This window comes from Paenibacillus sp. J22P169 (assembly GCF_059691995.1).
The window spans coordinates 101,561-113,624 of sequence record NZ_JCAUAO010000006.1 but is presented as its reverse complement, the minus strand read 5'-3'; the positions used below and the strand labels follow the sequence as shown (position 1 = coordinate 113,624).

The following is a 12,064-nucleotide window of genomic DNA, read 5'->3' as shown; positions in this document are numbered from 1 at the left end:
ATGGTTGTATCTGGTAAAGTGGGTTTGGAAGATATTATTAGAGCCAATCATGTGCTCAGCAAGGTGATCGAACCGTCGCCGCTGCAACGCAATGAGCTGCTCTCTAGCCAGTATGAATGTAACGTTTACCTCAAACGTGAAGATATGCAAATCGTACGTTCGTTCAAAATCCGCGGAGCTTACAATGTGATTCAGAGCTTAACCGAAGAAGAACGCGCAGCGGGGGTTGTGTGTGCGAGTGCAGGCAACCATGCGCAGGGTGTCGCTTATTCCTGTAAGCAGCTAGGCATTGAGGGCAAGATTTTCATGCCAACCACTACACCGCGTCAGAAGATCTCGCAAGTGAAGCTGTTCGGCGGCTCATTCGTGGAAGTTATCCTCGTAGGTGATTCCTTCGATGATTCTTCGACCCAAGCCAAGGCCTATTGCCTGAAAGAGAACAAGGTATTCATCCATCCATTTGATGATGTGCGTACAATTGCTGGACAAGGAACAGTTGGACTTGAGATTATGAACCAGATGCCGGAAACGCCTGATTTCATTTTTGCTACGATTGGTGGAGGTGGACTGGCTGCAGGAGTTGCGACCTATGTGGCGAGTGTCTCACCACGGACGCGCATTATTGGCGCCGAGCCTGAGGGTGCGGCTAGCATGACAGAGGCTTTGAAGCAGGGAAGTGTTATTAAGCTGCCAACGATTGAAAAGTTTGTTGACGGTGCAGCCGTAGCGCAGGTAGGCGAGATGACGTTTGACATTTGTAAAGAGATGCTAGAGGATATCGTCATCATTCCTTCAGGCAAAGAATGTACAACCATCTTGGAACTCTACAATAGTAATGCGATTGTTATTGAGCCTGCAGGAGCTCTTCCAGTGGCAGCGTTGGACGCGTATCGCGAACAAATTCGCGGGAAGAACGTCGTATGCATCATCAGCGGCGGGAATAATGATATTGATCGGATGCAGCAAATCAAAGAAAGATCCTTGGTGTATGAAGGTTTGAAGCATTACTTCATCTTGAATTTCCCGCAACGCGCAGGAGCTTTGCGCGAATTTCTGGAGGAAGTACTAGGACCATCGGACGACATCACGCGTTTCGAGTATACGAAGAAGAATAATCGCGATGATGCCCCGGCTTTGGTGGGGATTGAGCTTAAGAATAAAGACGATTACGAGGGGCTAATTGAGCGCCTATCTCGCAAGGATTATGGCTATATCGAGATCAATAAAGATCCAAAACTATTTAACCTGCTGATCTAGCAATATTATGACACGAGAGTGTCATAAAATTAACATTGAGCAATCTAGATTTTATTAACCACTGGTTGTATAATCAATAATTGGGGCTTAGAACCTATATTGTCGGAGAAAACAAAAAGAAGATGTTAACTTGTGTGACATGACGAATTATGTGATTCTATGTACGATTCGCTTCTCTGTTAGGAATCAAAATGATACACTTAATTTGAAGTCAACTTACATAATTTAACTGAATTTGGTCAACCTACAGTGTGGGCTTCATGGTTTCAATTAAATGATGATACGATGGGGGTAAAATCGATGAAGAAGATTTTTTCAACAGTTCTGATGACTGTAACGGTTTCTGCACTAGTGATTTCCGGTTGTGCCAAAAAAGAAGAGACAGGTTCATCCGCATCTCCAGCAGCAAGTGCAGTAGCTAGTGACAACACAGGTAAAGACTTCAAAATCGGCATGGTTACAGATATCGGTGGCGTAAACGACAAATCCTTTAACCAAAGCGCTTGGGAAGGCTTGACGCAACTGAAAAAACAAACAAGCGCTAACGTGAAAAACCTTGAAAGTAAAAGTGATGCAGACTACACGCCTAACTTGAATCAATTCGTTAAAGATGGCTATAACCTGACTTGGGGTATTGGCTTCTTAATGGGTGACGCGGTTAAAACGGTAGCAACTCAAAACCCGAACGCGAAACTTGCGATCATCGATAACGTTGTAGAAGCTCCAAACGTAGAATCCGTTACTTTCTCCGAGCAAGAAGGTTCTTACCTTGTTGGTGTGGTTGCAGGTCTTACAACAAAAACAAATAAAATCGGTTTCGTTGGCGGTATCGACATCCCGGTTATCAAACGTTTTGAAGCTGGTTTCGTAGCTGGCGTTAAAGCGGTAAAACCAGATGCTAAAATTCAAATCAACTACACAGGCGCTTTCGACAAGCCTGACCTTGGTAAAGCAGCAGCAGCAACGATCTATAACGATGGCGCTGATATCATTTTCCACGCAGCTGGATCCACGGGTAACGGTGTATTCAACGAAGCGAAGGATCGCGCTAAAAACGGTAAAAAAGTATGGGTTATCGGTGTAGATAAAGACCAATCCCTTGAGTTTGGTGATGAAGTTACACTAACATCCATGTTGAAACGTGTTGACTCTGCGGTACTTCGTGTATCCAAAGACGTGGTTGCAGGTAAATTCCAAGGTGGGAAAGTCGTTACATTGGGTCTGAAAGACGATGGCGTAGGCCTTCCTGAAACATCCAAGAAAAACGTATCTGCTGACATCTTGAAAAAAGTAGACGAGTACAAAGCCAAAATTATTAGCGGCGAAATCAAAGTTCCTGAAAAACCATAAGCGTCGAACTGACGTTATTGGTAAGAACGATAGGTTTGCTTCTGTACAAACAAGGCTAGTTATATTAACTAGCCTTGTTCTTTAGTTTTAATGGGCATGGAGTAATAAAAAATTGATCCTTAGGGTGATCTGATGAGTGAAGCAGTCCCAGTTGTTGAACTTCGCAACATTACAAAACGATTTCCAGGCATTGTTGCTAATGATGCCATTAGCCTGAAGCTGAAAAAAGGCGAGATTCATGCCTTACTTGGCGAGAATGGTGCAGGTAAATCAACACTGATGAACATTGTGTTCGGTTTATATCAGCCGGATGAAGGCAGTATTTATGTCCAGGGTAACGAGGTTTTCATCGACAGTCCGAATCGAGCGATTGAGCTCGGCATCGGGATGGTGCATCAACATTTCAAATTGGTACAACCATTTACAGTAACGGAAAATATCATCTTGGGGATGGAACCCAAACGTGGTATGAATGTGGATATTCGAACAGCACAAGACAAAGTGCGCAAGCTATCCGAGCAATATGGTTTACGTGTGGATCCAAAAGCCAAAATCGAAGATATTTCAGTCGGTATGCAGCAGCGTGTCGAAATATTGAAAACGCTGTATCGCGGCGCCGATATTTTAATTTTTGATGAGCCTACAGCTGTACTAACGCCGCAAGAGATTAGTGAATTGATGGTCATTATGCGTAACCTTGTGAAAGAGGGCAAGTCCATTATTCTCATTACACATAAGCTGAAAGAAATTATGGAAATCGCCGATACAGTGACGATTATTCGTCGCGGTAAGGTGATTGATTCCTTGGCATGCGCCCAAGCGAATCCGCAAATTCTGGCCGAGAAAATGGTCGGACGCGATGTCTCATTTAAAGTGAACAAGGAAGCGTGCAAGCTTGGAGAGCCTGTTCTCCAGGTACAAGATTTGATGGTGCGCAATCAGCAAGGATTAGCCTCGCTGAAAGGGCTTAATTTTGAAGTGAAAGCTGGAGAAATTCTTGGTATCGCGGGTGTAGATGGCAACGGTCAGAGTGAACTGATCGAAGCATTGACGGGCTTGCGTGCTGTGGATGGCGGCAAAGTGCTGCTCATGGGCAGCGATATTACCAATCAGACACCGCGTGAGATTTCGGAGGCAGGGTTATCGCATATCCCTGAGGATCGTCATAAACACGGGCTTGTGCTTGATTTTACAATGAGCGAAAATATGGTGCTAGAAACGTATTTCCACCCTGTGTATAGCAAAGGCGGCTTTCTGAATTATGATGCCATCGATAAGCATGCGGAAGCATTGATTAAGCAGTTCGATGTGCGCACACCGAGTATTTACAACAAGGCACGCTCCTTGTCTGGCGGTAATCAACAAAAGGCGATTATTGCGAGGGAAATACATAAGAATCCGAATCTGTTGATCGCGGCTCAGCCGACGCGCGGTTTGGATGTTGGTGCGATTGAATTTGTTCATCGGATGCTGATCGAGCAGCGGAACAAAGGGAAGGCCGTTCTGTTGATTTCTTTTGAGCTGGATGAAATTATGAATGTTTCCGATCGTATTGCCGTTATCTACGAAGGACAGATTGTGGGCGAAGTAATGCCGCAGGATACCAACGATCAGGAGATCGGTCTTCTGATGGCAGGCAGTAAGGCTACTCAGAAAGGAGCCCTTCATGAATAAAGTTGTTCGCGTATTTACAAGTGAATCAGCGGTAAATCCCCTTGTGGCGATTGTGCTGGGGCTGCTATTCGGAGCTCTTGTCATGCTGGCTGGCGGTTACAATCCGATTGCTGCTTATGGGTCATTGTTCTCTCGTATTTTGGGCAGTCCGTACGATATCGGTGAGTCGATTCGGGCGATTACACCACTAATTCTAACAGGGTTATCCGTTGCCTTCGCTTTCCGTACTGGCTTGTTCAATATTGGTGCGGAAGGTCAGTTCGTGATGGGGATGACGGGGGCTACCTTTATTGGTGTCAAAATTCATGGTCTGCCATGGATCATCCATGCTCCGCTTGCGGTTATTGTCGGTGCGCTGATTGGTGGGCTTTGGGGCGCAATTGCAGGCTATTTGAAAGCGAAGCGCGGTGTTAACGAAGTAATTACCACGATCATGTTGAACTGGATCTCGTTGTTCTTGTCCAACTATATCGTGAACACCTTCCTTCTGGAGCCGAAGCAGCAGCGCTCTTATATGATTCAAGACTCCGCGTCTCTAAGCATCGGTTGGTTGTCGGATGCGATGAATCACGCAAGGCTCCACTGGGGAACCTTGATTGCCATTCTGGCTGCGGTGATCTTCTACTTAATTCTTTGGAAAACGAAGCAAGGCTACGAGCTGCGTGCCGTGGGGCATAATATCGATGCCGCCAAATATGCGGGCATGAACGTGAATAAGAACATCATCAAGGCGATGTTTATCTCCGGGGTATTTGCTGGACTTGCTGGTGTGTTCGAGGTTCTCGGTGTATTCCATTATCAGGTCGTTGCGGCAGGTACGCCGGGGTATGGGTTCGATGGTATCGCGGTATCCTTGCTCGGGGCCAACAATCCGATAGGAGTCGTGCTGGGCGCTGTCCTTTTCGGTGGCTTATCTTATGGTTCTGCGGGGATGAGCTTTGGTGCGGATGTACCACCAGAAATTATCCGTATTGTCATCGGATCGGTGATTTTCTTCGTTGCTACCCAAGGTATTGTCAAATGGGTGCTGATCCCGTTCTACGGCAAACGCAAGAAAGAGAGGGCTTCGTAATATGGACCTGCTCAGTATGCTTAATGCGTTCTTCACGAAATTCAGTGAACTTATTAATACAACGCTGGTGTATTCCACAGCGCTTATCTTCGGAGCTTTAGGTGGTATTTACTCAGAGCGCTCCGGTATCGTCAACATCGGAATCGAGGGTCTGATGGTTTCCGGCGCATTCGCTTCAGCGGTTGGTGCTTATTATGCGGAAGAAGCGAACATGGGCATCTGGTCCCCGTGGATTGGACTCTTGTGCGCGCTGCTATTTGCTCTGATCTTCGCCTTGATTCATGCTGTAGCAACGATTTCGTTCAAAGCGAATCAAGTTATCAGCGGTGTGGTTATCAACTTCTTGGCAGCTGGCGTAACTTTGTACTTGGTGAAAGTATTGTTCAACGGTGCGGGTCAAACCGAAACCTTGAATGATGTATTCTCCAAATGGGAAATTCCGCTTCTTTCCAAGATCCCGTATATTGGCTATGCCCTCTTTACAGCCTATCCAACAACGTATATTGCGTTAATACTAGTCTTCGTGACATGGTATGTGCTGTTCAAAACACCGTTCGGCTTGCGCCTGCGTGCCGTTGGTGAGCATCCGAGTGCCGCGGATACGGTGGGGATTAAAGTGAAACGCATCCGTTACCTCGCTGTTCTAATCAGCGGTCTGCTAGGGGGACTTGGCGGAGCGACGATTACGCTAACGACAACAAGTGCGTTCTCGCATAACACGATCTCGGGTCAAGGCTTTATCGCGATGGCTGCGATGATTTTCGGCAAATGGCACCCATTTGGCGCACTGGGCGCCGCGGTATTCTTCGGAATGGCGCAAGCGCTCAACAACTTCATGCGGTTGTTCGATTTCTCGAAAGACATTCCGCAGGAATTCCTCTACATGCTGCCTTACGTACTGACAATCCTAGTATTGGCAGGGGCCGTGGGCCGCGCGAAAGCACCGTCAGCACTGGGTGAGCCGTACGATCCAGGCAAAAGATAGATCGATGAATAAGCACCATCATGGGAGTGATCCTGTGATGGTGTTTTTTTGCATTGGGTAAGCCAAGGAACGCCCCAGGATAGAATAACTGGATTTCATACAGCTATTTTCGCCCGAATGCTCACTATTTTTCGATTAACTGTAAAAGGTGCAGCTTATTCGGAGCTATGTTGTCAGTTGGGGTGTAGTGGGGAGAATTATCTACATATTTTCCATTTAAGCTGAATTTGGAGCGAAACAGTTAGCAAATAAATGGAGGTTTTCCAGTTATTTGGTGGGTGATGGTCTAAGCAACAAACTACTAATGTCGCATTTTGCAGGAAAATGTCGAAATGAGTCTGAATTCCTTAAATAGTCATTATTTGGCGGGACCACATAAAGAAGAGCAACTAGCATAAAGGGGGAGTAAGAGAAAATGAATACGCAACGAGGAATGAATGTAAAAGGGTGGGTGAAGGCAGTCTCCTTTACTTCGTTCAGAGCAAGAATGACGATTATGTTTCTGGTTATCGCATTGGTACCGATGTTGTTTAGTACCGTCTTTTCATCCTACTATTTGAAAAATGTGGTGAATGACGAAGTTCACTCCAAGGAAGAGAGTATCCTGAAAGCGAATGTTACGGCCATCGATTATTCCATCCAGCGTCAGATCTCGATTCTGAAAGAAATGCTGAAATACGAGGAGATCAAGAGTGGGAATGAGAAGGAAATCATGAAAACACTCCTCAAATTCGAACAAGCCAACAAAGACGTCGAACAGTACGTTTATGTTAATAAAGATGAAATCGCGCTAACCTCAGCAGGACAGAAAATTCCTGTATCCGATCGTGATTACATCAAACAAGCCAAACAAACGAAGCAGCCGGTGAGTACGGATCTCCTCGTCAGTAAGGCAACAGGGAATAACATCATTGTTTTATTTGTCCCGATGCTGGATGATAAGCAGAATTTTATTGGCGGGATTTTCACTCCCTTGACGACGAGTAACCTCAATGTGTACACGAATACGATACAAATTGGAGCTACAGGGTACGGCTACTTAATGTCGCCAAGTGGTGGACTTTTAACGTATCCAGGTAAAGATCAAGCAGGAAAAAATATCGCGGATGTGCTTCCGAAGTCGGAAGTAACGAAATTGCAAGAAACGGTTTTGAAAGAAAAGAGCGGTACGTTTAACTTCACAGGTGATGATGGCGTGGCGAGAGAAATCAGCTTCGATACGATTCCCTCAACAGGCTGGCGCTTGATCACCAATGTGGTCGACTCCGATGTCTTTGGCTCGGTCAAAACGGCAAATCAAGTATCGATCTGGCTGGCTGTGATCACGACAATTGTTGTAGCTGGAATCGCACTGCTGGTATCAACAGCGACTACGAAACCAATTCTAGCCATTACAGAAGCTGTGAAGAAGATGGCACGGGGTGATCTGACACCACGTCTTACGATCAACCGCAGCGATGAGCTTGGACAACTAGGTGTTAATATGAATCAGATGTTGGACTCATTCTCGGATATCGTAGGTAAAGCCAGTTTAACCGCGGAACAATTAGGGGCTTCATCGGAAGAACTAACGGCTGCTGCAGCGGAATCTGTCGGCATTTCCAATCGCATTGTCGAGTCTATGCAAGAAGTATTTAATGCGAGTGAAGGACAATTGATGGGGGCCGAGCAAACGTCGATCGCAATGGGCGAAATGGCGGTAGGCGTTCAGCGGATTGCTGAATCCTCCTCTGTCGTGACGGAAGCCTCTCATACGTCGATGATGGAAGTGCAGCAAGGACGCATCGCGATCAATCAGGCCGTTGAACAGATGAAGTTCATTAATGATTCGGTTGGCAAATCGGCCGAAGATATGAGAGCACTCGAAGCCTACTCGCAAAAGATTGGGGAAATCGTTTCGGTGATCACCGAAATTACGAACCAAACGCAACTGCTATCCCTGAATGCTTCGATCGAGGCGGCACGTGCTGGAGAGCAAGGGCGGGGCTTCGCCGTGGTAGCGAATGAAGTGAAGAAGCTTGCTGAGCAGTCGTCTTCATCGGCGAAGGATATTTCCGAGCTGATTCGCGAGGTGCAATCATCGACGGCGAGAGCGGTACAAGCGATGAACAGTGGTGTGAAGGACGTGGAGAAAGGATCCGAGCTGATTGATGCAGCAGGTCAAGTCTTTAATCGTGTGACGGTTGCGTTCCAAGAAATTTCGGACCAAATCCAAGAGGTGTCAGCGGCATCGCAGGAAATGTCGGCGGGAACAGAAGAAGTTTCAGCGTCCATGAGCGAAATTGTCTATATGACGAAAGCGTCTCACGAGCATGGTCAAGGCATCTCGAAAGGCTCTGAGAAGCAACTCGCGGCGATGGAAGAAATATCTGCCTCTGCGGAGGATCTCAGTCATATGGCGCAAGAATTGCAAGAATCGCTTTCTCGCTTTAAAACTCGCTAATTGTATGTCTTGCGAACTAGGATTGGGGATAATTACTAGGGATTTAGGGGGTCAATCAGGGAATTCTGATTGGCCTTTTTCACTAGCAAGGTGGACAATATGCTATAATCGGGAATGAGGGGTGAATACTGATGAAAGCGGTTACTTTAATGAAGTCGATATGGACTTTTATCATCATCATTGCGTTGCTAATAGCCGTTATTGGAACAAACTTCTATCAGATGTTTGCTCTCAAGGGAACGATTGATCATGTTAAGACGAATTGGATGCCGAGTATTGCTAGAATTGTAGAGATGCAGGAGATCATTACACAAGAAAGAGTTCTTTTGCATAAAATGTTGCTTGAAACCGACAAAAATGGTCTGCTCTCAGTGATCACCTCTTATCAGGATTCTCGGAGACAGTTTGATGAGAAATATCATAACTATGCCTCTTTCATTAATTCTGAGGATGAGAGACTGATTTACGAAGATGTCGCAGATAAAACCATAGACTATTTGCAAAAGGGTCAGCTTATCATCGATGCGGTTCAATCTGGCGATTATGCCATGGGGAAGAGCTTGTTGGATAAGCTTACACCGAAAAGAGAGCAAGCAGATGCAAGCTTGCAGCAGTGGATTGCTTATAATTTAACAGGAACGCAAAGGGATGTAGATCGCACATCCAATCAGCGAGAGTTAGTGCTTTGGATGGCGAGTATTTTCACGATAGTGGCCATTGCCATTGGGTCTGCTCTTGCCATGCAGACGCGATCTGTGCGGAGAAAAGGCGAACAGAAGTTGATGAAGGAGAAAGAGAAAGCGCAAAGCTATCTCGATCTCGTCGACGTGATGATTGTGGTGCTGGACCGCGACTGCAGGATTGAGCTGTTGAATCGGAAAGGCTGCGCCATGTTGGGTTATGAGGAAGCGGATCTCATCGGTAAGAATTGGTTTGAGATATGTGTGCCCAAGCATCAATGGGATGTGCGGAAACGATATTATCAAGGAATCATGGACGGCGTCCCGGCGCAGGATTACTACGAGTTAGCGATCACCATTAGCTCAGGGGAAGAGCGTCTTCTTGGGTGGAATAATAACTTGATTTGGAAAGAAACTGGCGAAATTGGCGGTGTGATTCTTGCGGGCGTGGATATTACCGAACGTAAACAGGCCGAAGAGACGCTGAATCAGTACAAAGATCATCTTGAAGTGTTGGTAGAGGAACGTACATCAGAGCTGGAAAGCAAGAATCTGCTTCTTGCTGATGCCAAGGAATCCGCCGAATCTGCTAATCGCGCGAAGAGCGAATTTCTAGCGAATATGAGTCATGAAATCCGAACACCTATGAACGCAATTATCGGACTGAATTATTTGCTGCAACAAACGGATTTAACAGAGCGGCAGAAGGATTACGTCGAGAAGACGGTGCTTTCGGCCAAAAGCTTGCTGACGATCATCAGCGATATTCTCGATTTCTCGAAAATCGAAGCGAAGAAGATTGTGCTGGAGCGCATCGATTTTGATTTGTATGAAATTATGAGCAATATTTCGAATATCATCGGGTTTTCTTTGTATGAGAAAGGGTTAAAACTACATTTTTCGATTCATCATGAAGTACCTCAAGTTTTGAATGGCGATCCATTCCGGTTGAATCAAGTGCTACTCAATTTGGTGAATAATGCTTTGAAGTTTACGGATGAAGGTGAAATTGCCATCTCGGTAAGCGTCTCATCACAAGATGATAGCGGGGTTTCGCTTCGGTTTGAAGTTAAGGATACAGGGATCGGGATGACACCCGCGCAGCAAGCCTTATTGTTCCACGGCTTCACGCAAGCCGATATGTCAACGACTCGTAAATACGGGGGGACGGGACTTGGGCTAGTCATCAGTAAGAGTATCGTAGAGTTGATGCAAGGGGAGATCTACGTAGAGAGCAAGCTGGGAAGAGGAAGCTCCTTCATCTTTACGGTGAAGTTCGATGTGGGATCGGAGCACCTGTTCAGTGCGCCGATTGCATCTTATTTGAAATTCCTGCGCGTTCTTCTCATTTGCGATGATCAGGAGATGCGTCTCGTGCTGAAGAATCAGCTGGAACAGTTCCAATTTATCGTCAACGACGTAGATTCAGCTCAAAGTGCAATGGAACAAATCAGCGCTAACGGTCGTTATGATCTGGTTATGATCGATTGGAAGCTTCAAGATGAGAAGGCGCACTCCTTGGCGGAGAAAATAAAGCTGGAGTATGCGACACCTGTACAGGTTATCGTACTTATCAGTTCTTATCACGAATCGGAGCTTCAGTTGAAATCTCAGACGACATCCGTGAAAAAGGTGCTCTATTATCCAATGAGTCAGTCACAGTTGTATAACCAAATTACGAACTTGTTCCAAGAGCAGCTGCAGATGAAGATCACATCGCCGCAAGGTGAGAATGAAACCAAAAAACTGCATATGCTCCGTAACACCGAAGTCCTATTGGTGGAAGATAATGAAATCAATCAACAAGTGGCGCAGGCAATTCTTCAGGAGATGGATATTCACGTTGATGTAGCAGTGAATGGCATCGAAGCGTTGAAACGGGCATCGACGAAGCAATACGATGCTATTTTAATGGATTTGCAGATGCCGTTGATGGACGGCTTTGAGGCAACGAGAAATATCCGAGATTTTGATCAAGAGACGCCGATTATCGCGATGACGGCTGACGCAATGCAGGGAATCAAAGAGCAGGTCATGGATGCCGGCATGGATGCCTATATATCTAAGCCATTTGAACCTATCCAGTTATTCAGCGTTTTACAGAGAATGATTCAGAGCTCGCGAGGAAGAAGTTATGCTGAGGTCGCAGCAGCGAAGCAAATCGAGGCGCTGCCAGCTTTGAATGAGGCAGAGGCACTAGGTCGCCTGGGACAAAATGTGAACCTCTACGAGCGAATCTTGCACAAGTTTGCAGCGAATCACGCCAACGACATAGAAGGGATACGAGAGGCGATCCTGAAAGTAGACTATCCCGAAGCGTTGATGCTTGCTCATACGCTGAAAGGCGTGGCTTCCAACATCGGAGCAACGCCGCTTAGTCATACAGCTGATGAGCTTCAAGCGGCGATTCATCAGGGTTCTATTGGGTTGATAGAAGGGCTTTTGGTAACTGCAGAGAGCAGGTTGGCGCAGGTTAATCAAGCCATTACCGTATATTTGGCAGCAAATGTTCAAGAGAAATAAAGTGTGTTAGACGAACACCAAATCAAAGAAACAGCGGTGGCCATGGATGAGAAACTAAAGTCCTAGGCTGCCGCTGTTTT

At 46.1% G+C, this 12,064-nt stretch carries 7 protein-coding genes; all 7 read left to right on the top strand.

Annotated features, from left to right (window positions below; all coding sequences use genetic code 11):
- Positions 1–1,257, top strand: coding sequence for a threonine ammonia-lyase IlvA (gene ilvA / locus AC58QG_RS24735; protein WP_497364977.1), 1,257 nt, complete (start codon positions 1–3; stop codon positions 1,255–1,257).
- Positions 1,258–1,557: 300 nt separating this feature from the next.
- Positions 1,558–2,607, top strand: coding sequence for a BMP family lipoprotein (locus AC58QG_RS24730; protein ID WP_436239193.1), 1,050 nt, complete (start codon positions 1,558–1,560; stop codon positions 2,605–2,607).
- 132 nt (positions 2,608–2,739) lie between these two features.
- Positions 2,740–4,281: an ABC transporter ATP-binding protein gene (locus AC58QG_RS24725; RefSeq protein WP_497364773.1), complete on the top strand. Its 1,542-nt coding sequence runs from the start codon at positions 2,740–2,742 to the stop codon at positions 4,279–4,281.
- The gene (locus AC58QG_RS24720; protein WP_497364772.1) at positions 4,274–5,353 is read left to right on the top strand and encodes an ABC transporter permease; all 1,080 of its coding nucleotides are present in this window, start codon (positions 4,274–4,276) and stop codon (positions 5,351–5,353) included. Before AC58QG_RS24725 ends, AC58QG_RS24720 begins: the two co-directional genes overlap by 8 nt.
- Before the next feature lies 1 nt (position 5,354).
- Positions 5,355–6,338 (top strand): ABC transporter permease, encoded by a 984-nt coding sequence (locus AC58QG_RS24715; RefSeq protein WP_436239190.1) that lies wholly within the window; start codon positions 5,355–5,357, stop codon positions 6,336–6,338.
- 415 nt (positions 6,339–6,753) lie between these two features.
- Positions 6,754–8,781 (top strand): methyl-accepting chemotaxis protein, encoded by a 2,028-nt coding sequence (locus tag AC58QG_RS24710; RefSeq protein ID WP_497364771.1) that lies wholly within the window; start codon positions 6,754–6,756, stop codon positions 8,779–8,781.
- Positions 8,782–8,912: 131 nt separating this feature from the next.
- Positions 8,913–11,984 carry a response regulator gene (locus AC58QG_RS24705; RefSeq protein ID WP_497364770.1) on the top strand — a complete coding sequence of 1,024 codons (3,072 nt, stop codon included), beginning with the start codon at positions 8,913–8,915 and terminating at the stop codon, positions 11,982–11,984.
- The last annotated feature ends 80 nt before the right edge of the window (positions 11,985–12,064 follow it).

Coding starts and splice junctions, on each gene's coding strand:
- ilvA (WP_497364977.1), top strand. CDS start 1: ATGGTTGTATCTGGTAAAGTGGGTTTGGAAGATATTATTAGAGCCAAT.
- AC58QG_RS24730 (WP_436239193.1), top strand. CDS start 1,558: ATGAAGAAGATTTTTTCAACAGTTCTGATGACTGTAACGGTTTCTGCA.
- AC58QG_RS24725 (WP_497364773.1), top strand. CDS start 2,740: ATGAGTGAAGCAGTCCCAGTTGTTGAACTTCGCAACATTACAAAACGA.
- AC58QG_RS24720 (WP_497364772.1), top strand. CDS start 4,274: ATGAATAAAGTTGTTCGCGTATTTACAAGTGAATCAGCGGTAAATCCC.
- AC58QG_RS24715 (WP_436239190.1), top strand. CDS start 5,355: ATGGACCTGCTCAGTATGCTTAATGCGTTCTTCACGAAATTCAGTGAA.
- AC58QG_RS24710 (WP_497364771.1), top strand. CDS start 6,754: ATGAATACGCAACGAGGAATGAATGTAAAAGGGTGGGTGAAGGCAGTC.
- AC58QG_RS24705 (WP_497364770.1), top strand. CDS start 8,913: ATGAAAGCGGTTACTTTAATGAAGTCGATATGGACTTTTATCATCATC.